At 72.2% G+C, this 24,449-nt stretch carries 26 protein-coding genes; 11 read left to right on the top strand and 15 right to left on the bottom strand.

Features of this window, described 5'->3' with window-relative positions; genetic code table 11:
• The first annotated feature begins 5 nt into the window (after positions 1-5).
• Together OOK38_RS23365 and OOK38_RS23360 are read left to right on the top strand one after the other, a co-directional pair.
• Positions 6-911, top strand: a complete 906-nt coding sequence (locus OOK38_RS23365; protein WP_266757519.1) for a pseudouridine-5'-phosphate glycosidase — start codon at positions 6-8, stop codon at positions 909-911.
• A gap of 32 nt (positions 912-943) precedes the next feature.
• The gene (locus OOK38_RS23360) at positions 944-1,927 is read left to right on the top strand and encodes a carbohydrate kinase family protein (protein WP_266757521.1); all 984 of its coding nucleotides are present in this window, start codon (positions 944-946) and stop codon (positions 1,925-1,927) included.
• Positions 1,928-1,986: 59 nt separating this feature from the next.
• On the opposite strand, the gene OOK38_RS23355 is transcribed toward OOK38_RS23360, so the two are convergent.
• Entirely contained in the window at positions 1,987-2,781 is a 795-nt protein-coding gene (locus OOK38_RS23355) for a methyltransferase domain-containing protein (RefSeq protein WP_266757522.1), read from the bottom strand.
• A 258-nt stretch (positions 2,782-3,039) separates the two neighbouring features.
• On the opposite strand from OOK38_RS23355, the gene corA reads away from it, so the two are divergent.
• A complete protein-coding gene (corA, locus tag OOK38_RS23350; RefSeq protein ID WP_266757524.1) occupies positions 3,040-4,167 on the top strand; it encodes a magnesium/cobalt transporter CorA in 1,128 nt (375 codons plus the stop codon).
• Positions 4,168-4,389: 222 nt separating this feature from the next.
• Here corA and OOK38_RS23345 read toward each other — a convergent pair whose 3' ends face one another.
• Complete coding sequence (locus OOK38_RS23345) at positions 4,390-4,827, bottom strand: CBS domain-containing protein (RefSeq protein ID WP_266757526.1); 438 nt, start codon at positions 4,825-4,827, stop codon at positions 4,390-4,392.
• Between the two features lie 130 nt (positions 4,828-4,957).
• Positions 4,958-5,599 carry a uridine kinase gene (locus OOK38_RS23340; protein WP_266757528.1) on the bottom strand — a complete coding sequence of 214 codons (642 nt, stop codon included), beginning with the start codon at positions 5,597-5,599 and terminating at the stop codon, positions 4,958-4,960.
• Between the two features lie 141 nt (positions 5,600-5,740).
• Here OOK38_RS23340 and OOK38_RS23335 point away from each other — a divergent pair, with 141 nt between their 5' ends.
• From OOK38_RS23335 to OOK38_RS23325, 3 genes are all read left to right on the top strand, one after another.
• Positions 5,741-6,436 carry a DUF2293 domain-containing protein gene (locus OOK38_RS23335; protein WP_266757530.1) on the top strand — a complete coding sequence of 232 codons (696 nt, stop codon included), beginning with the start codon at positions 5,741-5,743 and terminating at the stop codon, positions 6,434-6,436.
• Between the two features lie 318 nt (positions 6,437-6,754).
• The gene (locus tag OOK38_RS23330) at positions 6,755-7,234 is read left to right on the top strand and encodes a DUF1772 domain-containing protein (RefSeq protein WP_266757532.1); all 480 of its coding nucleotides are present in this window, start codon (positions 6,755-6,757) and stop codon (positions 7,232-7,234) included.
• A 196-nt stretch (positions 7,235-7,430) separates the two neighbouring features.
• The gene (locus OOK38_RS23325) at positions 7,431-8,924 is read left to right on the top strand and encodes a glutamate synthase subunit beta (protein ID WP_266757534.1); all 1,494 of its coding nucleotides are present in this window, start codon (positions 7,431-7,433) and stop codon (positions 8,922-8,924) included.
• A gap of 62 nt (positions 8,925-8,986) precedes the next feature.
• On the opposite strand, the gene OOK38_RS23320 is transcribed toward OOK38_RS23325, so the two are convergent.
• Positions 8,987-9,586: a carboxymuconolactone decarboxylase family protein gene (locus OOK38_RS23320; protein WP_266757536.1), complete on the bottom strand. Its 600-nt coding sequence runs from the start codon at positions 9,584-9,586 to the stop codon at positions 8,987-8,989.
• Between the two features lie 47 nt (positions 9,587-9,633).
• On the opposite strand from OOK38_RS23320, the gene OOK38_RS23315 reads away from it, so the two are divergent.
• The gene (locus tag OOK38_RS23315; RefSeq protein WP_266757537.1) at positions 9,634-11,073 is read left to right on the top strand and encodes a PLP-dependent aminotransferase family protein; all 1,440 of its coding nucleotides are present in this window, start codon (positions 9,634-9,636) and stop codon (positions 11,071-11,073) included.
• A gap of 169 nt (positions 11,074-11,242) precedes the next feature.
• On the opposite strand, the gene OOK38_RS23310 is transcribed toward OOK38_RS23315, so the two are convergent.
• From OOK38_RS23310 to OOK38_RS23300, 3 genes are all read right to left on the bottom strand, one after another.
• On the bottom strand, positions 11,243-12,046 hold the full coding sequence (locus OOK38_RS23310) for an SAM-dependent methyltransferase (RefSeq protein ID WP_266848784.1): 804 nt from the start codon (positions 12,044-12,046) through the stop codon (positions 11,243-11,245).
• 85 nt (positions 12,047-12,131) lie between these two features.
• A complete protein-coding gene (locus OOK38_RS23305; RefSeq protein WP_266757540.1) occupies positions 12,132-12,410 on the bottom strand; it encodes a DUF397 domain-containing protein in 279 nt (92 codons plus the stop codon).
• Entirely contained in the window at positions 12,411-13,271 is an 861-nt protein-coding gene (locus tag OOK38_RS23300) for a helix-turn-helix transcriptional regulator (RefSeq protein WP_266757542.1), read from the bottom strand. It lies immediately after the preceding gene.
• Between the two features lie 161 nt (positions 13,272-13,432).
• Between OOK38_RS23300 and OOK38_RS23295 the strand changes: the two genes are divergently transcribed.
• Positions 13,433-14,143: an ATP-binding protein gene (locus OOK38_RS23295; RefSeq protein WP_266757544.1), complete on the top strand. Its 711-nt coding sequence runs from the start codon at positions 13,433-13,435 to the stop codon at positions 14,141-14,143.
• A 59-nt stretch (positions 14,144-14,202) separates the two neighbouring features.
• Positions 14,203-14,586: a hypothetical protein gene (locus tag OOK38_RS23290; protein ID WP_266765631.1), complete on the top strand. Its 384-nt coding sequence runs from the start codon at positions 14,203-14,205 to the stop codon at positions 14,584-14,586.
• 232 nt (positions 14,587-14,818) lie between these two features.
• Here OOK38_RS23290 and OOK38_RS23285 read toward each other — a convergent pair whose 3' ends face one another.
• From OOK38_RS23285 to OOK38_RS23265, 5 genes are all read right to left on the bottom strand, one after another.
• Positions 14,819-14,992 carry a hypothetical protein gene (locus OOK38_RS23285; protein ID WP_261703432.1) on the bottom strand — a complete coding sequence of 58 codons (174 nt, stop codon included), beginning with the start codon at positions 14,990-14,992 and terminating at the stop codon, positions 14,819-14,821.
• 165 nt (positions 14,993-15,157) lie between these two features.
• Positions 15,158-15,844, bottom strand: coding sequence for a DUF899 domain-containing protein (locus OOK38_RS23280; RefSeq protein ID WP_266848782.1), 687 nt, complete (start codon positions 15,842-15,844; stop codon positions 15,158-15,160).
• A gap of 148 nt (positions 15,845-15,992) precedes the next feature.
• On the bottom strand, positions 15,993-17,894 hold the full coding sequence (locus tag OOK38_RS23275; RefSeq protein WP_266757547.1) for an FUSC family protein: 1,902 nt from the start codon (positions 17,892-17,894) through the stop codon (positions 15,993-15,995).
• A gap of 735 nt (positions 17,895-18,629) precedes the next feature.
• Positions 18,630-19,367: a hypothetical protein gene (locus OOK38_RS23270; protein ID WP_266757549.1), complete on the bottom strand. Its 738-nt coding sequence runs from the start codon at positions 19,365-19,367 to the stop codon at positions 18,630-18,632.
• Between the two features lie 154 nt (positions 19,368-19,521).
• Positions 19,522-20,340, bottom strand: a complete 819-nt coding sequence (locus OOK38_RS23265; protein WP_266757551.1) for a nucleotidyltransferase domain-containing protein — start codon at positions 20,338-20,340, stop codon at positions 19,522-19,524.
• 301 nt (positions 20,341-20,641) lie between these two features.
• On the opposite strand from OOK38_RS23265, the gene OOK38_RS23260 reads away from it, so the two are divergent.
• Positions 20,642-21,058: a RidA family protein gene (locus tag OOK38_RS23260; protein ID WP_266757553.1), complete on the top strand. Its 417-nt coding sequence runs from the start codon at positions 20,642-20,644 to the stop codon at positions 21,056-21,058.
• Here OOK38_RS23260 and pip read toward each other — a convergent pair.
• The gene (gene pip / locus OOK38_RS23255; RefSeq protein ID WP_266757555.1) at positions 21,052-22,017 is read right to left on the bottom strand and encodes a prolyl aminopeptidase; all 966 of its coding nucleotides are present in this window, start codon (positions 22,015-22,017) and stop codon (positions 21,052-21,054) included. The genes OOK38_RS23260 and pip overlap by 7 nt on opposite strands.
• A gap of 9 nt (positions 22,018-22,026) precedes the next feature.
• A complete protein-coding gene (locus OOK38_RS23250; protein WP_266765632.1) occupies positions 22,027-22,785 on the bottom strand; it encodes a uracil-DNA glycosylase in 759 nt (252 codons plus the stop codon).
• 351 nt (positions 22,786-23,136) lie between these two features.
• Here OOK38_RS23250 and OOK38_RS23245 point away from each other — a divergent pair, with 351 nt between their 5' ends.
• A complete protein-coding gene (locus tag OOK38_RS23245; RefSeq protein ID WP_266757557.1) occupies positions 23,137-23,811 on the top strand; it encodes an RNA-binding S4 domain-containing protein in 675 nt (224 codons plus the stop codon).
• A gap of 81 nt (positions 23,812-23,892) precedes the next feature.
• Here OOK38_RS23245 and OOK38_RS23240 read toward each other — a convergent pair whose 3' ends face one another.
• Entirely contained in the window at positions 23,893-24,345 is a 453-nt protein-coding gene (locus OOK38_RS23240; RefSeq protein ID WP_266757559.1) for a DoxX family protein, read from the bottom strand.
• Positions 24,346-24,449: the final 104 nt, after the last annotated feature.

Genomic DNA, 24,449 nt, shown 5'->3' with positions numbered 1-24,449 from the left:
GGCGCGTGATCGTGGTGTCCGATGAGGTGCGGGAGGCGCTCGACGCGCGCCGGCCGGTGGTGGCCCTGGAGTCGACGATCATCGCGCACGGGCTGCCCCGCCCGCGCAATCTGCAGGTCGCGCTCGAACTGGAGGATGTGGTCCGGGAGGAGGGCGCGGTACCCGCGACGATCGCCGTGCTCGACGGCCGGCCGCGGGTCGGTCTGGACAAGGAACAGCTGGAACGGGTCGCGAACGAGGACGGGATCCGCAAGCTGGGGCACCGCGACCTGCCGCTCGCGGTGGCCGCGGGGGCGAGCGGGGCGACGACCGTGTCCGCGACAGCCCTGCTGGCGGCCCGTGCGGGGGTACGGGTGTTCGCGACGGGAGGGCTCGGCGGTGTGCACCGCGAGTGGACGGTGACCCAGGACGAGTCCGCCGATCTGGGCCTGTTGGCGCGCACCCGGATCACGGTGGTGTGCGCGGGCGTCAAGTCGATCCTGGACGTGCCGGCGACGCTGCAGCGTCTGGAGACGCTGGGCGTGGCGGTGGCCGGGTACGGCACGGACCGGTTCCCCGGCTTCTATCTGTCCGACTCGGGACACCCCGTGGACTGGACCCTGGACTCCCCCGAACAGGTGGCGCAGGTGATGCGCGCCCAGGACGCGCTGGACGCCCCCGAGTCGTCGCTCATCGTCGCGAACCCCGTCCCCGAGGAGGAGCAGCTCGATCCCGAGCTCCACGCGCGCGTGCTCGCCGACGCGTTGCACGCGTGCGAGGCGGAGGGCGTGACCGGACAGGCGGTGACGCCCTTCCTGCTCGGCTATCTGGTCCGGCACACGGACGGCGCTTCGCTCGGCGCCAATCTGGCGGCGGTACGCGGCAACGTACGCCTCGCGGGGCGGATCGCGGCGGCCTGGGCGGGGGCGTGAGCGGCAGGGATCGGGGCGACCCGGGGCGTGGCGTGAGCGGGGTGGACCGCTCGGGGGCGGAAGGGGACGCGGGGGATGCCGCGGGCGCGCTGCTCGTCGTCGGGGACGTGGTCACGGACGTCGTGGCCCGGCATCGCGGGCCGCTGGCGGCCGGCACCGACACGGCCGCCGTCATCCGGACCGTGCCGGGCGGCGCCGGCGCCAATGTCGCGTGCTGGGCCGCGTACGAGGGCTGTGACGACGTGCGGCTGCTCGGCCGGGTGGGCGGCGACTCCGCCGCGTGGCACGAGCGCGAACTCGCGGCGAGCGGCGTACGGCCCCTCCTGGTGACCGATCCGGAAGCACCGACCGGAACAGTGATCTGCCTGGTGGACACCGGCGCGTCGGCCGAGCGCACGTTCCTCACGGACAGCGGGGCGTCTCTTCGGCTCGCACCGGACGACTGGTCGCCCGCGATGCTCGACGGGGTCGCGCGGCTGCATCTGTCGGGCTACCTGTTCTTCTCCGGGCCGAGCCGGGCGCTGGTGTCGGCGGCACTGGAGTCGGCGCGGGCGCGGGGGGTGCCGGTGAGCCTCGACCCCGCGTCGGCGGGGTTCCTCACCGAGCTGGGCGTGGACCGCTTCCTCGAACTCGCCGAGGGTGTGGACGTCCTGCTGCCCAGCCGTGACGAGGCGTGCCTGCTGACGGGGCTGCCCGATCCTGCCGACGCGGCGGCCAAGCTGAGCCGCCATTTCCCCTTGGCCGTCGTCAAACAGGGAGGCGCCGGGGCCCTGGTGGCCCGTTCCGGAACCGTCCGGGCCCATGTCCCGGCGCTGCCCGCGACGCCGCGTGACACGACGGGCGCCGGTGACGCGTTCACCGGCGCGTTCCTCGCCGCACTGCTCGCGGGCGCCGGCTCCGAGGAGGCGGCGACGGCGGGGTGCGCGGCCGGGGCGAAGGCGGTGGAGCGGGTCGGCGGAAGACCGCCGTCGGGAAGTCGACGGCGAGGAGGAGGAGGAAAGACGCGGGTTCGCTGAACGCCTGACCCGCATGAGGTCGCGCCCCGGGTACCCCATGCCCGACTCCCGCATCGCGTTCAGTTCTTGCGCCCCCAAGCCGAGATCATCGGTGCGGTCGCCAGATCCATGGAACCGGCCGCGACGTTCGCCAGGTGCCGGTCGATCTCCTCCTGGGTGGCCAGGCCCGTTGTGACGAGCTGGTCGCGGATCTGACGGATCGTCGCGGATTCCAGGGTGGCGCAGGCGGGTGAGGTGACGGGGAAGTACGCGTCGGCCTCCACGCCCCTCAGCCCCGCCTCCCGGAGAAGCCGCGGGAGTTTGCGACCGTAGGCGAGGTCGGCACTGCGCTCGGCGAGCAGCTTGCGGAAACCCTGGCGCAGCCGGTTCGCCAGCTGCTGCTCGGGGCCGTACTCGTCGGGGCAGAGCAGAGGCTGCAGGGCGGGATCGGCGTCCTCGACCAGGATTCGGCCGCCGGGCCGCAGGGACTTGATCATCGACCGCAACGCCCGCTCCCGGTCCGGCACATGAACCAGGACGAGCCGGGCGTGCACGAGGTCGAAGCCCTCCCCCGGCGGTTCCTCGGCGCCCACGTCGTGGACGCGGACCTCGACGGGCGAGCGGGCGACGGACGCCGCCCACGAGGTGTCGATGTCGGTCGCGACGACCTTCCCCGTCGGACCGACCTTCTTGGCGAGCCAGGACACGACGGACGTGCCGCCCGCCCCGACCTCCCAGCAGCGCCAGCCGGACCCGACGCCGAAGCGCTCCAGGTGCCTGAACGTCGTGGGGTCGAAGAGCGTGGCGAAGGCGTCGAAACGCTGTCCCGCCTCGGTCTGCTGGTTGTCGAGGAGATACCCGTCGGCTTGCGTCATGGGGAGATCATCCCAGTTGACCCGCTTGTCCGGAATCGCCGACGCTCCCGTTGTCGGCACCCGCGTCACCCGACGGGTGCCGTCCTCGGCGCCACGCCCCGCCATGCGCCACCACCTGCCGCTGAGCTGTCCGAGTGTCCCGCATCACGGAACGGAATGTTCCGTTCCCACAGCCTTTTCCAGTGTCCGATCAGGCCTGGCAGACTGGCCCGCCAGGCGCAGAGTGCGGCCCGAGGAGATCCACGCGAGGAGATCCAGATGTCCATGGCAGGGAATTTGCGGAAGGTGACGGCTCTCGGTGCGGTCGACGGCCTCCGCAAGGTGGCGCGGCTGACACGGCGGCGACCCCGTGTCGACCTGAGCCACCCCGCCCGGTCGCCGTTGGGCTCCGCGGTGGTGAACTGCGTGGCGTACCAGAGCGGCGCCAGGATCCCCGAGGGCCGCGATCTGGTCGACACAGTGGAGCGGATCCGCAAGCGCGACGAGGGATTCGTCTGGCTCGGCCTGCACGAGCCGACCGACCTGGAGTTCGCGGGCATCGCCGAACTCTTCGACCTCCATCCCCTCGCCGTCGAGGACGCCGTCGAGGCGCATCAGCGCCCGAAGCTGGAGCGGTACGGCGACACCCTGTTCGCGGTCTTCAAAACGGTCTGCTACGTGGAGCACACGGAGTTGACGGCGACCAGCGAAGTGGTGAACACCGGCGAGATCATGCTGTTCGTCGGGCCGGACTTCGTCATCACCGTGCGGCACGGACGACACGGGTCGCTGGGCCCGCTGCGCGAGGAGCTGGAGTCCGATCCGCAGCAGCTGTCCAAGGGGCCGGCCGCGGTCCTGCACGCGATCGCGGACCACGTGGTCGACGAGTACGTCAACGTCACGGACTCGGTCCAGGCCGACATCGACCAGGTCGAAGCCGATGTGTTCGCCGAGGACGGCGCACGCGCGGACGCGGGCCGCATCTACCAGCTCAAGCGCGAACTCCTCGAACTGAAGCGGGCGGTGGTCCCGCTCGCCCGGCCGGTCCAGGAGCTGGCGACCCGGCCGATCCGTGTGGTCGACCCGGAGATACAGGCGTACTTCCGGGACGTCTCCGACCATCTGCTGCGGGTCACCGAGCAGATAGCCGCCTTCGACGAACTGCTCAACTCGATCCTGCAGGCGCATCTCGCGCAGGTGACGGTGGCGCAGAACGAGGACATGCGGAAGATCACGGCGTGGGCGGCGGTCATCGCCGTTCCGACCATGGTCTGCGGCGTGTACGGCATGAACTTCGACAACATGCCCGAACTGCACTGGAGGTTCGGCTACGCCATCGTCATCGGCGTCATATCCATCGCCTGTCTCGTCCTCTACCGGGGGTTCCGGCGCAACGGCTGGCTCTGACACGTCTCTCGCCCGGCACGGCCGGCCGGACGAGAGAGCGCGTCGCGTACTCCGCAGAGCCGGAGACGCGTAGACGAGAGCGGGTGACTCGCTTCGCTTGCCTTCGGACTGATTCGCCCGGGTCGGGGTCGGTGGGGTCGGGGTCGTTCGAGTCGGGCCGGGTCAGTCAGGCCGGGTCAGTCAGGCCGGGTCAGTCGGGTCGGGTCGGGAGGATCGACGGGTTCAGCCCGTCGCGCTGCTCGCACCCCTCGCGTAGACGCTCTCGACCCAGGCGGCGAGTTGTTCGTCGCTGACGTGCTGGGCGAGGTCGGCCTCGCTGATCATGCCGACCAGTCGTTTGTTCTCGATCACCGGAAGCCGGCGGATCTGGTGCCCCTTCATCTCCTGGAGCACTTCGCCGACATCGGCGTCCGCATCGATCCAGCGCGGTGTGCCCTGGGCCATCTCGCCCGCGGTGACCCGTGCGGGGTCGTGGCCCATGGCCACGCAGCCGACGACGATGTCGCGGTCCGTGAGGATGCCGCAGAGGCGTTCGTTCTCGTCGCTGATGGGCAGGGCACCCACGTTGAGCTCGCGCATCAGCTGGGCGGCGCGGTCCAGGGTCTCGTGGGCGGGGATCCACTGGGCACCACGATGCATGATGTCTCCGGCGGTGGTCATGTAGTACCTCCCGGTGCCGGACGGCCGGCGCGGCGCGGAACACACCGCTAGTCCCGGCGCCCTACATTCTCGCCGCGCCCCTGGGGCTACGCACCTGGGGCGCGGCGAGGGGCGGGGCCGGCCTTCGTGATCAGCCGTTCCACGCGGGGTGCCGGGGGTCGTCGGCGCGCACCAGGATGTCGGCCGCGCCGGCCGGGTCCCCCTCGCTCTCGTAGCGGGCGAAAGCGGGGAGGGTCCAGTGCTCCGACTCGGGGGTACGGCGGCGCAGGGCGCCCGGGGAGAGGAGTACGTGGACGCTGAGATCGAATGGGAACCAGTGACGCAGGAGGAGGGGGCCGTGGAGCAACAGGATTCCGCCGGGCGGGAGTTGGACGTAGGGACTACGGGTGGCCCGGTCGGTGGCGGGGTCCCAGAGGTCGGGCAGGAGCCTGCCGTCGCCGCCGGGTTCGAGGGGACCGAAGACCTCGCGCCAGAGAGCGCCGGTGTCGAACCAGCCGTCGTAATAGGCGTCGACGTCCTGGTGGCCGTATTCGAACCGGAGCGACGCGGGACGCAGGAAGCCCTCCGCGCCGACGACCAGCGAGGAACGGCCGCGTACGCGCAGCGCCTCGGAGACGCGGTGCGCGAGTTCGCCGGGGCGGGCGGCCGGGGCTCCGTCGAAGGCGATGCGTGGCCAGGGGCTGCCATCGTCCGGTTTCAGGTCGAGCAGGCGGTCGGCGAGGAGGTCGCCGAGCCGTTCCCAGGTGATCGCTTCGAGTCGCACAGGGCCCATGATGCAGCGATCGGGAAGGGGCCCGGCGGGCGATGCCCGCGGCGAGCGGGAGCGGCCGGGATCGCGTGGCCGGGGCGCTGGTCGCGCGAAGGCACCGTCGGACGACGTAGATGTCGGGCCGGTGCAGGGAAGGAACCGCGTATGGCACCGATCGCTGCTCCCCCGTACCGGAACGGGCCTCTCGTCGTCCAGCCGCTCAAGAAGCGGCACTGTGCCGAGTGCCGGAGCGGGCCGCTCCCCCTGCTGGTGCTGGAGGAGGGGGCACCTCGGTGTCTGGACTGCGTGGATCTCGGGCACCTGGTGTTCCTGGCTCGCGGCGACACCGCGCTGACACGCAGATCGCGGGAGGGCAGCACACTGTCGGCCGTGGTGCTGCGGTTCAACCGGCGGCGGGGCCGGTACGAGCGGCAGGGCGTCCTGGTCGAGGAGGCGGCCCTCGCCCGGGCCGAGGAGCGGTGCCTGGCGGACGCGGAGGCACGTCGGCGACGCCGGGCACGGGACGCGCGGCGCCGGGAGGCGGAGGACGTCCGCTTCACGGACGCGTTCGCGCGGGAGATACGCCGGCTGTTTCCGCACTGTCCGGCCGACCGGGCGCGAGCGATCGCCGCACACGCCTCGGTGCGCGGCAGCGGGCGGGTCGGGCGGAGCTCGGCGGGCCGCGCGCTGTCCGAGGCGGCGGTGACCGCGGCGGTCCGCGCGTCCGTACGGCACATGGAGACCCCGTACGACCAGTTGCTGATGAGCGGCGTTCCGCGGCACGAGGCGCGCCGCCGGATCGCGGCCACGGTGGACACGAGGCTCTGGGAATGGCGCGAGGACATCACCGCTCGGGCGTGAGCGGACAGAGTCCCGGGGCCGCGCGGGCGTGAGCGGACAGAGGCCCGGGTCCGCGCGGGCGTGAGCGGACAGCGGCCCGGGCCGCGCGGGCGTGAGCGGGCAGCGGCCGGGGTCCGCTCAACCGCCGAGCGGATGGGCCGGACCGGGCACCCGGGCCGTGGAGGCGGAGATGTGCCGTCACCGCGACGGGTGGTGGACGGTCGCGTATGTGTCCGCGTCGCTCGGCCATGGCGACTGCCGTCGTAGCGGATTTCACTTGTGGTGACGGTTGGCGCTGTGCAGGATCTTGGGCTTGGCGGTTTCGACGCGGGAGTGGACATGATCGACGGACCGTATTTCGTGCTGACGCTGCTGGGGGTGCTCGGCTGCGGGCTGGTGGCGGGGGTGTTCTGCGGCTTCTCGACCTTCGTGATGAGGGCGCTCGCGAAGCTGCCGCCGGCGCAGGGGGTCGCCGCGATGAACGCGATCAACGTCGCCGCGGTCCGCCCCCCGTTCATGCTGGTGTTCGTGGGGTCGGCGGTGCTGAGCGCGGTGCTGGCGGTGGTGACGTTCGTGCTGTTGCCGGACGAGGGGACGGTGGAGTTGCTGCTCGGCAGCGCGCTGTATCTGTTCGGCTCGTTCGGGGTGACGATCGCGGCGAACGTCCCGCGCAATGACGCACTGCTGAAGCTGGAGTCCGGGACACCGGAGGCCGCCGTCTACTGGCCCACCTATGTGCGCGAGTGGACGATGTGGAATCACGTGCGCACGGTCGCCTCGGCCGCCGCGGCGGTGTCGTACACGCTCGCCCTCGCCTGAGCCGTCCGCCCGCCCTCGTCCGGCCCCGGCCCGAGCCCTGGTCGAAGCCTCCGCACGTACCGTCGTCCGGGGCGGCGCCGCGTGCGGAGGCGACGTATCGTGGCGGGAAGGGAGTGCTGTCCGGATTCCGCGGCCGATCACGGCTGCCGACGGCCGTGCGGCCCCGCACAGGTACGCGTACATGAGGGAGACGGCCATGGCCGATCCCAAGGGTTTCATGACCACACCGCGCCAGGAGAATCCGCGCCGGCCCGTCGAGGAGCGGGTGCGGGACTGGAACGAGGTGTACGTTCCCGGAGCCCTGCTGCCGATCATCGAGAAACAGGCCGACCGCTGCATGGACTGCGGCATCCCCTTCTGTCATGACGCCTGCCCCCTGGGCAACCTGATCCCCGACTGGAACGACCTCGTCTCGCGCGACGACTGGCGGGCGGCGAGCGACCGGCTGCACGCCACGAACAACTTCCCCGAGTTCACCGGGCGGTTGTGCCCCGCGCCGTGCGAGGCGGGCTGTGTGCTGGCCATCAACCAGCCCGCGGTCACCATCAAGAACGTCGAGGTCGCCATCGCCGACCGTGCCTGGGAGGACGGGTTCACACCGCCACGTCCGCCGGACCGGCTCTCGGGGCGGACGGTCGCGATCGTCGGATCGGGGCCCGCCGGGCTGGCCGCGGCACAGCAGTTGACCCGGGCCGGGCACACGGTGGCCGTGTACGAACGGGCCGACCGGATCGGCGGCCTGATGCGGTACGGGATCCCCGCGTTCAAGATGGAGAAGCGGCACCTGAACCGGCGGCTGGCCCAGATGCGCGCGGAGGGGACCAAGTTCCGTACGTCGACGGCGATCGGCACCGACATAGGGGCGGCCGAGCTCAAGGCCCGCTACGACGCCGTGATTCTCGCGCTGGGGGCCACGGCCTGGCGCGAACTGGACGTGCCCGGGCGGCAGTTGTCCGGCATTCACCAGGCGATGGAGTATCTTCCGCTGGCCGACCGGGTGTGCGAGGGAGATCTGGAGGTCTCCCCGTTGTCCGCGGCGGGCAGGCATGTGGTGATCGTCGGCGGTGGTGACACCGGAGCCGACTGCCTGGGGACGGCCGTGCGCGAGGGTGCCGCGTCCGTGACCCAGCTCGACATCTATCCGCAGCCGGAGGCCGAGCGCGACGAGGACGTCGAGCCGTGGCCGACGTATCCGAAGATCTACCGGCTCTCCGCCGCGCACGAGGAGGCCGGCACGCTGGGGACGGCACCCGCCGCGGACGCGGATGCGCGGCTGTTCGCCGCGTCCACGCTCCATTTCGACGGAGACGCTGAAGGGCGGGTGAGCTCGCTGCATCTCGTCGAGGTCGACGAGCGGCGCCGCCCGGTCCCCGGTTCGGGACGGGCCCTGCCCGCCGACCTCGTGCTGCTCGCCCTCGGCTTCTCGGGCCCGGACCGGCACGACGGCCTGATCGACCAGCTGGGACTGGCACTCGAGCCGCGCGGCACGATCACCCGGGACGCGGACTTCGCCACGAACGTCCCCGGGGTGTACGCCGCCGGGGACGCGGCACGCGGCCAGTCGCTCATCGTGTGGGCGATCGCCGAGGGCCGGGCGGTCGCCGCGGCCGTGGACCGGGCACTGAGCGGGTCGGCGCGTCTGCGGCTGCCGGCCCCGATCGGACCGTACGACCGCCCGATGACCGCTTAGCGCCGAGATCAGCACCGAGAACCGCCCGCGAGGCGCGGGCCGGACCCCGGCCGGACGGCGTCTCAGCGGCGCTGGTCCGTGCCGGCCACCTTCGCCGTCGACAGGGCGACCCTGTTCCAGGTGTTGATCGCGAAGATCAGCGCGAGGACGTGGCCCAGTTCCTGGTCGTCGAAGTGGGCTGCCGCCTCGGCGTAGACGTCGTCGGGCACACCCGCGTCGGCGACCAGGGTCACCGCCTCGGTCAGGGCGAGGGCGGCCCGCTCCTTCGGCGTGAAGAAATGACGGGCCTCGCGCCAGACCGCGACCATGTGCAGCCGGTCCTCGCTCTCGCCGGCCTTACGGGCGTCGTTGGTGTGCATGTGGAGGCAGTACGCGCAGTGGTTGAGGTGCGAGGCGCGGATCTGGATCAGTTCGACGAGGGCCGGGTCGAGTCCCTCGCGGGCCGCCGCGTCGAAGCCGATGAGGGCGCGGAAGACCTTCGGGGCGGACTTCGCGAGGTCGAGCCTGGCGGCTCCGGCGGCTCCGGGCCCGGCCGTCCCACCGGCGCCGACGGCTCCGGCGGCACCAGCGGCGGCCGCCGCGGTGCTCGTGTCCGTCGTGGTGCCCGGGTTCGTCGTGGTGTTCGCGTTCGTGTCCGTCGTGGTGTTCGCGTTCGTCGTCATGACCATGAATCTACGGGCCGGATAGACCGGCTGTAGGGTGCATTTCCATGGCGGAATCATGGGTCAATTCTGCGGAGCGGATCGGTGCCGATCTGCACCTGGAGCTGTCGGGTCCCGGCGGGCGGCGGGCCGCGCTGACCCGCGCGCTGCGCGAGGCCGTACGCAGCGGGAGGCTCGTGCCGGGCACCCGGCTGCCGCCGTACCGGTCGCTCGCCGCGGACCTCGGCGTCGCGCGCAACACGGTCGCCGACGCGTACGCCGAGCTCGTCGCCGAGGGCTGGCTGACCGCCCGGCAGGGCTCGGGCACCCGGGTCGCCGCGGGGGTGACTCCCCCGCGCGGGAGGCGACGGGCGGGCGCCGCCGCGCCGGGGGCTCCCGCGCGCGTGCCCAAGAAGGCGCCCCGCGCGCGTGGTCCCCGGCACGACCTGCGGCAGGGCACTCCGGACGCGTCGTCGTTCCCACGTGCCGCCTGGCTGGCGTCCGCTCGCCGGGCCCTCCAGCAGGCACCCAACGAGGCTTTCGGGCCCGGTGATCCGGCCGGGCGGGCGGAGCTGCGGGAGGCACTCGCGGAGTACCTGGCACGGGCTCGCGGGGTGCGCACGGAGCCCGGACGGATCGTGATCTGTTCGGGCTTCGCCCATGCCCTGCGCCTGCTCTTCCCGCAGGTCCTTCGGGGGCCGCTGGCGGTCGAGTCGTACGGTCTCGGCTTCCACCGGCAGCTCCTGGCCGACGCCTCCGTACGGACCGTGCCCCTGCCGCTGGACGAAGACGGCGCGCTGGTGGACGAGTTGGGGCGGGAGCGGGCCGTACTGCTCACGCCCGCGCACCAGTTCCCGACCGGCGGCCCGCTGCACGCCGAGCGGCGCGCGGCGGTGGTCGACTGGGCACGCGCGCGGGGCGGGGTGATCCTGGAGGACGACTACGACGGGGAGTTCCGCTACGACCGCAAACCCGTGGGCGCGTTGCAGGGGCTGGACCCGGAGCGGGTCATCCACATCGGCTCGGTCAGCAAGAGCCTGTCACCGGCGCTGCGGCTCGGCTGGATGGTCCTTCCGGAGCGGTTCGTCGATCCCGTGCTGGAGACCAAGGGCGAACGGGAGGCGTGGGCGAGCGCGTTGGACCAGCTGACGCTCGCGGACTTCATCGACTCCGGTTCGTACGACCGTCATGTGCGGCGCATGCGGCAGCGGTACCGGGGACGGCGCGACCGGCTGGTGGCCACGCTCGCCGCGCGGGCGCCGCACGTCGAGGTCACCGGGATCGCGGCCGGGCTGCACGCGGTACTGCGGCTGCCGCCGGGGACCGAGCGGTCGGCGGTCAAGGCGGCCGTCTGGCAGGGGGTCGCGCTCGACGGGCTCGCCGAGTTCCGGCACCCGGGGGCGGCGATGTCCGCGCCGGACGGGCTGGTGGTCGGGTACGCGACGCCCGCGGAACATGCCTACGGGGCGGCGCTGGACGCGCTGTGCGACGTACTGCCGCCCGGCTGAGCGCGCTCGACCCGGTGTCGCGCCGACGGCCGGCCGACGCCAAGGCAGTCCTCTTGCCGTCCCGTCGCATCGCACCGTGGAGGACCCGCCCCCTGAAGGCCCGCACCCCGCCGCCGCGTCCCGGTACCCGGGAGACGCGACGGCGGGGTACGCGACTGCCTCGAAAAACCTACGGTTTGCGTGCCACCGCCCCGTACCCGGGGATGACGCCGTCGTCCTGGCCCGGCACCGGCTCGCCCAGTTCCGGGTGCCACTGGTGGACCACCGAGACGCCCGGCTCGACCAGGTCGAGGCCGTCGAAGAAGCGGCTGAACTCCTCGCGGGAGCGCAGTGCCAGGGTGACGCCCGCCGCCTTGAGCTTCTCGATCGCCGCCGCCGACTCCTCGGGGGTGAAGTCGGCGGTGGCATGGGTGACCGTCAGGTAGCTGCCGGAGGGCAGTTCGGACAGCAGGCGGCCGACCAGGTCGTGCGCGCCGTCCGCGTCGGAGACGAAGTGGAGCAGCGCCACGAGGGAGAGCGCCACGGGCCGGTCGAAGTCCAGGATCTTCCTGGCCCCGTCGAGAATGGCGTCCGGGTCCCGCACGTCGGCCTGCAGATACTCGGTCACTCCCGTGTCCGAGCTGCGCAGCAGGGCTGCCGCGTGGGCCAGCACGATCGGGTCGTTGTCGCAGTACACGACCCGTGCGTCGGGTGCGACGGCCTGGGCGATCTGGTGGAGGTTCGGCTCGGTCGGGATGCCGGTGCCGATGTCGAGGAACTGCCGCACACCGTTCTGGGCCAGCCAGCGTGTGGCACGGTGCATGAAGGCGCGGTTGACCCGGGCCATCACCGGCACCCTCGGGTCGAGGGCGAGCATCTGCCGGCCCATTTCCTCGTCGACGGGGTAGTTGTCCTTGCCGCCGAGATACCAGTCGTACATCCGCGCGGGATGCGGCTTGCTCGTGTCCATCTCGATGGGGGTCTGCCCGGTCATGACGGTCTCCGTAAGTCCGCGCCGTAGTAAGTGATCAACTCAGAACCAAATTCAGGAAAGTCGGGGAAAAGAGAACTCAAGTCGTTCAGGAGAGAAGGAAGTCCGCCTCTCCCGCTTTCGCGCCCTGGATGAACGCCGTCATCTCGCCGGGCGTATAGATGAGGGCGGGTCCGTCCGGGTCCGCCGACTGGCGCACGGCGATACGGCCGTCGGCGAGTTTCATCGCCTCCAGGCAGTTGCCGCCGTTTCCGCCGCTCCACGGCTTGTGCCAGCCCTCGCTGCCCAGTTCACGGGCGGGCATTCCGTTGTAGATGCGCACGTTGCCTATTCGCGAGTTGATGCGTTCCGGCTTGATGCGTTCCATTCACAGCTCCTTGCGGAGATCCCGGAGGATCTCCTTCGTGCGATGTGCCGTAGCGGCTTGAGCCGCCATGCGGTCCATGACCTCCAGGTGGGTCGCCACCTCGGAGCGCGCGTCCAGGTAGACGGCGCCGGTCAGGTACTCGCTGTAGACCATGTCCGGGAGTTCCGGCATGGCAAATCGGAACAGCACGAAGGGCCCGTACGTGCCGGGGTGCGGACCCGAGGAGAACGGGATCACCTGCAACGTCACGTTGGGCAGCTTCGTGGCCTGGAGCAGCTTGTCGATCTGCGCGCGCATCACCTCGGGGCCGCCGATGGTGCGGCGCAGCGCCGTCTCGTCCATGACGGCCCAGATCCGGGGTGCGTCGTCACGTGTCAGCAGGTCCTGGCGTTGCATGCGCAGCGCCACGTGGCGCTCGATGTCCTCGGGCCTGGTCTGCCCGATGGCGCCCGCCTTCAGGACGCCGCGGGCGTAGTCCTCGGTCTGCAGCAGGCCGGGGACGAAGTGGGGTTCGTACGAGCGCAGGAGGGCGGCCGCGCCCTCCAGGCTGACGTGCATGGAGAACCAGTCGGGCAGGATGTCGTGGAACCGCTGCCACCAGCCGGGCTTGTTGGCGTCCTCGGCCAGTTGGACGAAGACCTCGGCCTCCTCGTCGCCCACGCCGTACGACTTCAGCAGGAGCTGGAGGTACGGAATTTTGAGGGAGACCTCCGCCATCTCCATGCGGCGGACCGTGGCGGGGGCGACGCGCAGGATCCGCGCGGCCTCCTCACGCTTGAGACCCGCGCGTTCCCGCAGGTCCAGCAGTCGCCGGCCGAGGACGACCTGACCGACCGTCGGCGCGGAGCGCGGTTCGCTCACGTCCCACCTCCACTGAGTCCGGACAGCCCGGGCGGCGCCGTCCGGGTTCTTCCTCGTCTTCCTCGACGATCCCAACTGGCGCCGCTCGGCTTGCTGTTGCGAGCAGTGTGCCACGCGCCCCCACGGCGTCACACGGCACTCTGCATTTTTCAGAGTGACACTTGCCAAGTGTTCACGGCGGGGCGATAGTGGCAACCGTGATTCCGTCCGCGCCGTTAGGAACAGACGCCGCCGAAGACCGGTTCGGTCTCCGTGCCGCCACGGGGCACCACCCGGGCACGACAGCCGAGCGCCGCTTCCGCTTCGAGCTGGCCGCACACCCGGGCTCCGTGGCTCAGGCGAGACGCCTGACCCGGTCCCGCCTGTCCGGCTGGGCGGTGTGCGAGGACACCTGCGACACGGCGACCCTCGTGGTCTCGGAGCTGGTCACCAACGCGATCGTGCACGCCGCCGGGCAACGCGTCGTCTGCGAGCTGCAGGACGCGGACGACCTGGTGCGCATAGCCGTGTGTGACGAGGGACGCGCTCCGGGCGAGCCGCTTCCCTCCCCGCAACGGCCCGACGAGGAGCACGGGAGGGGATTGCTTCTCGTCGCGGCAGTGTCCAGGGCCTGGGGGGCCCAGGACACCGGGCCCGGCCTGCTGGTGTGGGCGGAGCTCGCGCGCTCGGCAGGCCGGGCCGATGACACCGCCCACGCGGACACCGGTCCGCGGGGGGATCTGGGCTGGAGTGCGAAGAAGCCCCCGAACGACGGCCGGGGCACGGGTGCGGAGGGGTTCTGGGGGGCGGGAACCGTGGGGGTCCCCCGGACTCCCTCCGCCCGGAGTCTGGATCGGGACGGGAATCGAGACCTGGATCGGGGGAGCCTGTGAGCCGTACGTCGGCGGCGGGGTCCGCCGCGCAGGTCCTGAGCCTGGACACACTGGTCCGGATGAAGCGCGGACGGCCCGCGCCCGGGCCGCTCAGGCGCCTCCCTGTTCCCGAGGGCATGAAGGTGCCGCTGGGCTGTGACGCGGTGTCGGTGCCCGCCCGGTTCGGACCGCTGCTGCTGCCGAGGCTGCCGCGCGTGGGCTGTGTCTACGCGGACCCGGCGCACTGGTGGTGGATCGTTCCTTCCGACTCCGACGTCGCTCTGGAGTGGCCGTCGCCCGCCCACTATGTCGCGGGGGCTGTCGTACCGGACTCGCCCCGGATTCCCGGGCTCATCCACAAACCGGATGGCACGCTTCCGTATACCCCGCCGATACCGCTGTATCTGGCCCTGTGCCGGGTCACGGGGACGACACCTGTCTGGTCGCGCCCGATCAGCGCGTGAGCCGGGCGGGGGCCCGCGGGGGGGGGCTCACCGGGCGCCCGGCCTCACGGCGGGGCCGCAGGGACCCGCACGGCCTCTGCCCGTTGCGGGCGAGCTCGTTGCGGACGAGCGGCCCACGGTGGACGACCGCTCACTGCGGACGAGCGCCTCACTGCGGACGAGCGGCTTACGGAAAGATGCCCACGGGTGCCCCGGATACCCGCGCCCCGGCGCGGCCGGTCCGGCACGGACCTCACTCCACGCCGTCGGCACCGCCCACGACGACCAGGAACGCGTCGGAGGCGAGATCCATGACGACCTCCGCGGCCTGGCCCTCCTGACGGCGCGCCTGTGCGAACTCCTCCGCGGGCCACGACCCGCGCGGTCCGCCGGCCGGAAAGCGCTCCAGCACCATTCGCCCGTTCACCCTGTACCTCCATGTCGCGCTGCTCTGGAGAGTAAAACGCCTGCCATGGGGTGAACGGCTCGGGTAGTGACGGTACTGAGACGAAGTCGACACTCCGTCCCGGGCCCGCTGTGAGGGACGCGGCGCGTCCCGCGTGACGGAAGCGGCAGGCCCGTACGCGTGGTGTCAGTCCTCGTACTCGTCGTGGTACCGGACGCGTTCACTGCCCGCGGGCGCTCCCCGTACGGATGCGCGCCCCTTGGGCTCCTCCCACTCCTCCTGGCGCCCCAGCGCGGTGAGATCCAGCAGGGAGGTCGTGGAGCCGAGCCCGTCGAGCCCGCGTTCGTACGTGGAGTACGTGTGGAAGACGCGGTCGCGGTCCCGCAGGAAGCAGCTCACCCCGGGCCGCTCGTAGGGCTCGTCCCCGCCGAACGACACCTGGAAGTCGTAGTTGAAGTCGCTGTCGTACGACGAGTACCAGGGCACCGTCCAGCCCATCCGGGCCTTGAACGGAAGGATCTTCGTGTACGGCGCCCGGGACACCGCGGCGAACTCGGTTCCCCTGGCCCGCAGATGGGCGAGGTGCCCGATCTGGTCGAGGAAGCCCGAACAGCTGCGGCAGCCCGCGTCCCACTCGGGAGCGAACATGAAGTGGTAGACGACGAGCTGGTCCCGTCCCCGGAAGAGGTCGAGCAGCGTCGCCTTCCCCTCGCCGCTCTCGAAGACGTACCGCTTGTCGGTCTCGACCATCGGCAGTCCGCGCCGCTCCGCGTTGAGAGCGTCGCGCGCGCGGGTGGCGGCCTTCTCCTTGACCAGCAGTTCCTCGCGCGCTGCGCGCCACTGCTCACGCGAGACGATCTGCGGAAGCGTCATGTGCTCCTCCTACGGAACGGTGCCTACGCTGTGGTGGACCCGCGGGAGAAGCAGAACTCATCGGCGTATCACCAAGATTCTTCTGGACCGGTCGGGTCAGGTGCGTACTCCTGGATCCGCTTCCGTACCGCGCCGGGTCCCGTGGGCGTCACACCGCGACCGGACGCGTGGGCGCCGCCCGGAGACCCGCGTGCTCGCGGCGCTCGGCGAGTTCGCCGAGGAGTTCGGTGATCCGGTCGGCGTGCCGGGGCGTGAGCCGGCCGGTGTCGTCGAGCTGCACGGCGCACGCCGTGGTCGTGTCGACGAGCCGTTCCAGGGTGGCCGCGACCGCGTCGGTGCCCTCGGAGTGCCGTGCCAGGGCGGGGAGTTCGGCCGCGGCGAGGTCGATCGCGGCCCGGGCCTCGGCGAGCGCGCGATAGGCCTCACGGCGAAGGACCCAGCGGCCCGTACGGTCGCGGGCCGTACCGTCGCTCAGCACATGGGCGAGATAGACGTCCGCCGCCTCGCCGGCCCGGGTGAGCCTCGCCCGCACGGTCCCGCCACGCTGGCCGAGTGTCGGCAGATGTCCGACGAGCAGCACGATCGCGCAGGCCAGCAGGGTCTCCACGATCCGGTTCCAGGAGGCCTGCGGCTCGCCGCCGACCATCACCAGGGCGAGGACGAGGACCGTGACGACGGCGGTCTGCGCGGCGAAGTGCCGGGTGGCGACGGGGATGAGGGCGCCGCTGACCGCGACCAGGGCGACGAGTCCCTCCGGCCGCGGCAGCAGCACGGCGAGCCCCGCGAAGGCGACCGCGCCGAGGACGGTTCCCGCCGCCCGGCACAGCACGCGCGAGGCGAGCGGCCCGAGATCGGGCTTGACGAGGAAGACGGCGGTCGCGGGGAGCCAGTACCAGTGCGGGTGGTTGCCGTACCAGCGCGCGTGGTGCAGGGCCTGGGCCACGGCGACGCTCGCGCCGAAGCAGAGGGCGACCCGGATCCCGTACTCGCGCCCCGCGGAACCGAGAGCGGTGCGTACGAGGGAGCCGGCGGTGCGCCGCCGGGTGTGCAGGGCGTTCCCGAAGCCGCGGTCGAAGGCTTCGGCGGCGCCCAGCAGGGCGTCGTGGAGGGCGCGCAGCGCGGGCACGACGGACGTGCTCCCGTGCGGGCCGGACCGGGTGCCGGGGACGGCGGGCGCCGGCAGCGGCCCGGTGGGCGCACCGGTCCGGACGGCGACGGCGAGCCGCCGGGGGCCCTCTGCGGCCCGCGCGGGCACGGCCTCGCCCGACCAGGCGAGCGCGGTCGCGGCCTCGGCGAGCGGCAGCGCGGCGGCGTACTGCGCGTGCAGTCGCCGCTCGGCCGCGGAACTGGCGTATCGCCGGATGCGCGGCCCGGTGAGCGCGTCCTGCGCGTGGTCGAGGGCGGCGGTCAGCGCGACACGCCGCCGGGTCGCGTCGGGTCCGCCCGCGGCGAGCAGCAGCCGGGCGATGGCGTCGTACACACCGCCGACGGCGTCCCGCTCCCCGTCGAACCGGTAGTCCCCGGGGTTCACCGCGGTCGTCGGCAGGGCGAGTCGCACCGCGAGCAGCCAGCCGGCCCCGCCGAGGAAGAAGAGCGCGCGCTCCCATCCCGGTTCGGGCAGCGGCATCCCGGCGCCGATCGCCGAGGTGACCAGGAGCTGGGTTCCGGCCCCGGAGGCGACGGGGCCGATCGCGCTGACGGCTCCGGCGAGCAGTCCGAGCGCGGTGAGGACGAGGGTGAGCGTCACGGCGCCGGTGTGCTGTCCCGCGTACGACCCGAGGAGCAGGCCGGCGGCCCCGGCGAGGGCGGGCACCCCGAGCCGTTCGACGGCGACCCGCCGGCTCCCCGGCCGGTCGTTGATCCCCGCCAGCATGGCGCCGAGTGCGGCGACCACTCCGAGGGAGGTACGACCGCTCAGTACGGCCACGAGCAGCAGCGGCCCGGCGGCGAGGGCTCCCCGCAGGACCGCGTTCCAGGGGACGGGTCCGCGCTGCGCGCGCAGGGCATGGGCGAGCCAGGGTGGTACGGCTAGACGGGTGAGGCGGCGCACGGGGCTCCTGTCGGGCGAGGGCGGAGGGTGCCTTCGGGCGACGTCGGCCGGGCTCGTGTCGTTACCAGGGTAGTGCGCGGTGTGCACGGAGAGAGAACGTGGGCGTTTCCACGATGTGAAACTCCGCAGGAGGACCGTGTTCTCGGCGGAGGCGGTCACCGTGTGGAACACGTCCGCGGCGAGGCGCGCGGCAGCAGCGGGTCCGCGCGGCGACGGGTCCCGTACGGCGACGGTTCCGCGCGGCACTGGGTCCGCGCGATGGCGAGGTGAGAGTCACCGGGCCGGGAGGGTGCGGTCGCGCGCGGGGCGAGGGAGCGGGTCCGAGGGCGTAGCCGGCCCCCGGACCCTGTGATGCCACCATGTCGCACGCCGGCACGCTTGAGGACCCAGGTCAGTCGTTATGTCGCCGCGTCCTGCCTTTGGACCACCACGCATCGAGCTGCGCGGGCTGGACTTGAACCAGCATCTCGACGTACTGGGGCCTGGGCCCGGTTGATCCGGCGATCGGCGGCGAATACTGAGTCTGGAGCAAGAGTCTGAGATTGATCACGGTCTGCCTCTGCCGAGTTGGGCTACCGCGGCGCGTGGACACTCCGTGGATCCGGAGTGCCGCTTGGTGCCGCGGGGAGGACTCGAACCTCCACTGGAACCGTGCATTCACGACAAGCTTCAGGTTCAGCTTGCGCTCCTCGCGCACCCCGGCCGTGGTGCGTGGTGGCCGGGGAGTTTCAGAGGCTACCCCTGTGCGAACAGGTAGCCGAATACCGCGTCCCCGACACGCTGGTCGACGACGTCTGCGCCATTGGCCTCCTCGCGGGCGAACTTGACCGCCTGCTGCAACTTCTCGACGCGGTCGAGGAGTTCGTTCACGCGCCGCGCGGGCAGGGCGCCGGAGAACTTGACGGTGGTCCAGTACCCGACGGGGATGTCCTCGTAGTACACCTCGACCTGGGCCGGGTGCTTCTCGGTGGCCTCGGCCTTGACGTGGTTCCGGGGGACCTTCTTCGTACGAAGGGTCCGCACCGGCTCGGTCTTCCAGGCGTCCGTGGACGGGTCCTGTACCCAGGACTCGGAGGCGTCGAGGACGGGCAGCTTCCGCACGAAGGTGTTGAGATCGGTGAGCTGCTTCTCGAGGAACAGCAGATACGAGACCGGCACCTGGGCGACGAGCACCCGCCCGTCCACCGACACATCGGCCCTCGCCGTGCAGTTGGCCCAGTCCTTGGTGGCGGTCACGTCGAACAGCCGGGTGAGGGTGGCCGCGGTGTCCCGCAGCACGTCCTCGGCCTGCACCTGGACCCGGGTCGACTCGGGCGGCAGCTGCTCGCCCTCCTCGTCCTTCGGCTGATACGTCCGCGAGATGCCGGCGAGCAACGCCGGCTTCTGCAGGCCATGATGAGCAGCCGTCAGGTCCTGATGGGACTTGGACTTGATGCCCTTCTCCACTGCGATGATCTGATTGAGTTTCGCCACGTCGGTGACCGTAGCAGCGTCGGCCCGGATCACTCGAAGGGTTATTCGCCCCCGACGGTTCCCCGCGCGCTTCCCGCCCCGTTCGGACCGGCCCCGAGAGAGGCACCCTCTGCCCCGCGGCGGCAACGTCCTCAACTCTTCGGAGACAACTCCCTCACCCCTGCGGAGAGAACGGCTCCGACTCCACCGCCGCACCGAGGAACGCCTCGGCGTCGGAGACGACGGCGACAAGGGATCCGGGATCCGGCCGCGCGCCCGTCACGAGGTCGTCCACCCCGCGCAGTCCCGCCCGTTCCAGCAGCCTCTTCTCGTTCGTCACCCACTCCCCGCGCGCCGCCAGCACCGCGTGACCGGTCTGCATGGCGGCTGTCGCCAGGGCTCCCGCCACCTCCGTGAGCCGGCCGGCGGGCGCGTGGTGGGCCTTCGCGTAGGCGAGGGTGGCCCGCGCGGTGCCGTACCAGCGTGCGGGGGCGGTGGCGCGCAGCTCGGGCGGGTAGACACGGGGGCGCGGCAGGTCGTCGCCGCGCAGGACGCGGTTGACGGCGAGTTCGGCGACGATCAGGTAGGTGGGGATTCCGGCGAGGTGGAAGAGGAGGGGCTCGACGCGGAAGCGGCCGGACCGCGCCTCCGCCACCTCGTGCTCGACGACGTCGAGATCCCGGTAGTGGACGTCGACCCGACGCCCGTCGATGGTCAGCCAGGCACCGCCGTTGAACACTCCGCCGCCCCAGCCGCCGATCTCGGAGACCTCCCCCGGCCAGCCGACGGCTCTGAGGTCGTCGGGGTCGAAGCCGCCCCGGTAGTAGACCGCCAGGTCCCAGTCGCTGTCCGGACCATGGGTGCCCTCGGCCCGGGAACCGCCGAGGGCCACGGCCCGGACGGCCGGGAGGGCGGCGAGCCGGTCGGCGACGTCCGCGAGGAACTTCTCGTCGTCCGCGTTCACCGGCACGGACCTCCGCTTCTCGGTGTGCATGGGACGAGGATGCTGCCGGAGTGGCACCGGCGTCGACCCGGTATCCAACGGCAGGGGTGCCTTGGTCCACGTCGCCACCGGCTTGAACCGGGCCGCCCCGGCCCACGTCGCTACCGGCTTGACCCGGGCCGCCCCGGCGCATGTCGAACCGGGGCGCCCCGCCGCCGCCCGGCCCGTCCGGCCAGGTGGCTCTGCTTCCGTTCGGCCTTCCGGGTACCGGGCGGTAATTCGGATGCGGGCGCCCGCGCCGAACCCGCATCATCGGCAGGTTGTCCCTCGCCCCATCGACAGGGAGACCTCCATGGTCCAGCGCGTCACCGTTCCCAGCCTCTTCGCGCCGCCCGTCTACGCGCACGCGTCCGTCGTCGAGGCGGGGACGAAGCTGGCCTTCCTCGCCGGGTCCGTGCCGCTCGACGCCGACGGGAAGCTGGTCGGCGCGGGCGATCCCGTACGGCAGGCCGAGCAGGTGCTGGCCAACCTCGACGAGCAACTACGTGCTGTGGGAAGCGACATGGCCCATGTCGTGTCGACCGATGTGTACGTCGTCAGCGGTGAACCCGCCGTACTGTCCGCGGTCTGGAACGTCGTCGAGGCGTCCGGGCTGAGCATCGGTCCGCACTCCTCGACCCTGCTCGGGGTGGCCTGCCTCGGATACACCGGCCAGCTCGTGGAGATCACGGCGACCGCCGTCGTGCCCGAGGCCGAGCCGGCTCACTGACGCGAGGCGTACTTGTCCGTCGCCGCCACCAGCGCGTCCACCACACCGGCCGCCCCCGTGGTGTGCCCCACGTCGTCCACGACGGTCAACTCGCTGCCGGGCCAGCGATGGTGGAGCCGCCACACCGTGCCCAGCAGATTCCCGAAGTCGAGGCTGCCCTGCACGAGGGTCCCCGGGATGCCCTTCAGCAGGGGCGCGTCGCGAATCACGACACCCTCGTCGTTGCCGTCCCCGAGGAAGTGGTCGTTGCCCCAGTAGTGCGTGACCGTGCGGGCGAAGCCCATCCGGAAGCGGGGATCCTCGTAGCGCTCCACCGAACGCGGGGGCGCCGGGACGGTCGCCGTCTCCCAGTCGGTCCAGGCCCGCGCCGCCCGCGCCCGCACCTCGGGGTCGGGCGACTCCAGCAGCCGGTTGTACGCGGCGGCGAGGTTGCCGTGCCGCTCCCGCTCGGGCACTTCGGCGAGGAACCGCTCGAACGCCTCGGGAAAGAACTGTCCAAGTCCCCTGGTCAGCAAGGCCACTTCGGCGTTCGAGCCGGTGGCCACCGCGGTCAGCACCAGTTCGGAGACGACGTCCGGGCACGTCTGCGCGTACCGCAGCCCGAGCACCGACCCCCACGACACCCCCCACACCAGCCACCGCCGGATACCCAGGTGCTGCCGCAGCAGCTCCAGGTCCCCGATCGCATGGGCCGTCGTGTTGACGGCCATGTCCGTCCCGTACACGGCGGCGTGCGGCGTGGAGCGGCCGCTGCCACGCTGGTCGAGCAGCACGATCCGGTACGTGTCGGGGTCGCAGTAGCGCCGGTACCGAGGACCGCAGCCGGAGCCCGGACCGCCGTGCAGCATGACCGCGGGCTTGCCGTCGGGGTTCCCGCAGACCTCCCAGTACAGACGGTTGCCGTCGCCGACGTCGAGCATGCCGTGGTCGTACGGTTCGATCTCCGGATACAGACCCATCGCGCGAGGCTAACCCGACGGTGTGCGGGTCGTCACCCCCGCCGCCTCCGCCGCCGTGCCCAGTACCTCCCGCAGCATCGCGGGCGTGAGCCGCCCGGTGAAGGTGTTCCGCTGGCTGACGTGGAAGCACCCGAAGAGCTCGATGAAGGAGGAGTCGGAGACGGAAACCGCGGCGTCCGGCTCCGGCCGCGGTGCGAGCGTCACCCGTGCCCCGTGCGTGAACACCGGACGCGGCCGGGGCACCGTCCACCCCGCCCCGGAGAAGGCGGGCAGGGCGGCCTGCCAGCCGAAGCCCCCGAGGACGACCACCGCCCGCAGCGTGGGCCGCAGCAGCTCCAGCTCCCGTACGAGCCAGGGCCGGCAGGTGTCCCGCTCCTCGGGCGTCGGCTTGTTGGCGGGCGGCGCGCAGTGCACGGGTGAGGTGACGCGTACGCCGTACAGCTCCAGTCCGTCGTCCGCGCTCACCGAGGTCCCCCGCGACGCGAGGCCGACGTCATGCAGCGCCGCGTAGAGCACGTCGCCCGACCGGTCCCCCGTGAACATCCGCCCGGTCCGGTTCCCGCCGTGCGCGGCGGGCGCGAGCCCGACGACGAGGAGGGAGGCGTCGGCCGGGCCGAACCCGGGCACCGGACGCCCCCAGTACGTCTGGTCGGCGAATGCGGCGCGCTTGGTGGCGGCAACCTCCTCACGCCACGCGACGAGCCGCGGGCAGGCCCGGCAGCCGGCGATCCGAGCGTCCAGCACGGCGAGATCCGCCGGGCGGGACAGACCTTCGTCCGGAGGGGCCGAAACACCTGGTCCGGCCGAAACAGCCGGACCGGGGGAAACAGCCGGACCAGGTGAAACCTCCGGACCAGCCGAAACAGCCGGACCAGGTGAAACCGCCGGACCGGGTGGAACCTCCGGACCAGGTGAAACCTCCGGACCCTCTTCGTTCGGATCGCCGCTGTCCACGCCACCACCGTACGACCCGCCCGCCCCCGCCCGGTCCCGCCCGGTCCCCCACCGGGCGGCTTCACTCGCCGGCCTCGGCGTACTCGGGGGGACGACCCATCCGGGGTGCTCCGTGCGACGGAAAAGGCATGCGGTGCGCCGGAGCGCGGGCATTAGAGTCGAGACATGGCTTCTCAGGGTGCTGACGGGGAGATGAAGAGCGCGGGTGCCGGCGACGCGCGCGGCTCGGGCGACACGGAGGCCGCCGCGGCCACGGCCGGGGCCGCTTCCGCCGCCAGGGCCGCCGCCGCTGCCGGGCCCGCCGGCGGCGAGAGCGTGCGGGTCGACAGCTGGATCTGGTCCGTCCGTCTCGTCAAGACCCGTTCGATGGGTGCCACGGCCTGTCGGGGCGGGCATGTTCGGGTCAATGGCGAGCGCGTCAAGCCCGCGTACTCGGTACGTGTGGGCGACGAGGTGCGCCTGCGGCACGAGGGCCGGGAACGGGTCGTGGTCGTGAAGCGCGTGATCCGCAAGCGGGTCGGTGCGCCCGTCGCCGTCGAGTGCTACGTCGACAACAGCCCGCCGCCTCCGCCGCGCGAGGCCGTGGCCCCGGCGGGCCTCCGGGACAGGGGTGCCGGGCGCCCGACCAAGCGGGACCGCCGCGAGCTGGAGCGTCTGCGGGGGATGCAGACGGGCTCGTCCGGCCCGGTCAGCTCCGCCGGCCCGTCCACCGGCACGACGGGAGCGACCGGGTCGGCGGGCGCTTCCCGCCGCTCGGCCGGTCCCCGCTGGAGCGGTCCTCCCTGGGCCGGTCCCCGCTCCTCCGGTTCGTCGGGTTCCTCCGGCACCTCGGGCTCCTGAACCTCCGGAAGGCCGACATGCCGTCGTACGACGTCGAGGGCTCCCCCGGTCCCGGGGGAGCCCTTCGTCCTTCCCGCGTCGTCACACCTGGCGTCCCACCCGCCGGCGCACCAGGCGGAGCAGTTCGGTTGTGTGGCCGCGCCGGGCCCAGGCGATCAGGGCGAGCGGCAGGATCAGGATGAGCGGGGTCGCCACGTACGGGCCGTGGACGACGGTGACGTTGACGATGAACGCACCGGCCATCAGTGCGCTGAGCGCCACCGCGGCCACCGAATCCAGCAGCGGGATCAACAGGGCGATGCCTCCCGCCAGTTCGAGCGCGCCGATGATGTACATGCCCGTGTGTCCCCAGCCCAGCTTGTCGAAGGACTCCGTGGCCGAGGGGTGGGCGATCAGCTTGGGAAGAGCGCTCGCGAACGCGTAGAAGAGGCCGAGGACGACCTGCAGGACGGTCAGGGAGATACGGGCGCGGCGGGAGCGGGGCGTGGCGGCGGCCTGAGCGGTGGTGGCGAGGGGAAGGGTGGTCTCGGACACGGTGGTCTCCTGTGTGAAGCGGTGGCTGCTGCTTTCACGGAGATAGACCGGGGGCCGGTCGGGAACTCATCGGTGCGGAGCGGAGTTTGTGCCGCCCGTGCGGC

The sequence above is a fragment of the Streptomyces sp. NBC_00568 genome (genome assembly GCF_026341855.1).
Classification (GTDB): Bacteria; Actinomycetota; Actinomycetes; order Streptomycetales; family Streptomycetaceae; genus Streptomyces.
This window is presented reverse-complemented; position numbering and strand designations above follow the sequence as displayed.

Excerpts from the sequence above, each read along its gene's own strand:
- OOK38_RS23280 (WP_266848782.1), bottom strand. The coding sequence starts at position 15,844 with ATGACGCTTCCGCAGATCGTCTCGCGTGAGCAGTGGCGCGCAGCGCGC.
- OOK38_RS23355 (WP_266757522.1), bottom strand. The coding sequence starts at position 2,781 with ATGACGCAAGCCGACGGGTATCTCCTCGACAACCAGCAGACCGAGGCG.
- OOK38_RS23265 (WP_266757551.1), bottom strand. The coding sequence starts at position 20,340 with ATGCACACCGAGAAGCGGAGGTCCGTGCCGGTGAACGCGGACGACGAG.
- pip (WP_266757555.1), bottom strand. The coding sequence starts at position 22,017 with ATGGGTCTGTATCCGGAGATCGAACCGTACGACCACGGCATGCTCGAC.
- OOK38_RS23335 (WP_266757530.1), top strand. The coding sequence starts at position 5,741 with ATGGCACCGATCGCTGCTCCCCCGTACCGGAACGGGCCTCTCGTCGTC.
- OOK38_RS23290 (WP_266765631.1), top strand. The coding sequence starts at position 14,203 with ATGAAGCGCGGACGGCCCGCGCCCGGGCCGCTCAGGCGCCTCCCTGTT.
- OOK38_RS23305 (WP_266757540.1), bottom strand. The coding sequence starts at position 12,410 with ATGGAACGCATCAAGCCGGAACGCATCAACTCGCGAATAGGCAACGTG.
- OOK38_RS23345 (WP_266757526.1), bottom strand. The coding sequence starts at position 4,827 with ATGACCACCGCCGGAGACATCATGCATCGTGGTGCCCAGTGGATCCCC.
- OOK38_RS23320 (WP_266757536.1), bottom strand. The coding sequence starts at position 9,586 with ATGACGACGAACGCGAACACCACGACGGACACGAACGCGAACACCACG.
- OOK38_RS23330 (WP_266757532.1), top strand. The coding sequence starts at position 6,755 with ATGATCGACGGACCGTATTTCGTGCTGACGCTGCTGGGGGTGCTCGGC.
- OOK38_RS23340 (WP_266757528.1), bottom strand. The coding sequence starts at position 5,599 with ATGGGCCCTGTGCGACTCGAAGCGATCACCTGGGAACGGCTCGGCGAC.
- OOK38_RS23260 (WP_266757553.1), top strand. The coding sequence starts at position 20,642 with ATGGTCCAGCGCGTCACCGTTCCCAGCCTCTTCGCGCCGCCCGTCTAC.
- OOK38_RS23310 (WP_266848784.1), bottom strand. The coding sequence starts at position 12,046 with ATGACCGGGCAGACCCCCATCGAGATGGACACGAGCAAGCCGCATCCC.
- OOK38_RS23245 (WP_266757557.1), top strand. The coding sequence starts at position 23,137 with ATGGCTTCTCAGGGTGCTGACGGGGAGATGAAGAGCGCGGGTGCCGGC.
- OOK38_RS23315 (WP_266757537.1), top strand. The coding sequence starts at position 9,634 with ATGGCGGAATCATGGGTCAATTCTGCGGAGCGGATCGGTGCCGATCTG.
- OOK38_RS23325 (WP_266757534.1), top strand. The coding sequence starts at position 7,431 with ATGGCCGATCCCAAGGGTTTCATGACCACACCGCGCCAGGAGAATCCG.
- corA (WP_266757524.1), top strand. The coding sequence starts at position 3,040 with ATGTCCATGGCAGGGAATTTGCGGAAGGTGACGGCTCTCGGTGCGGTC.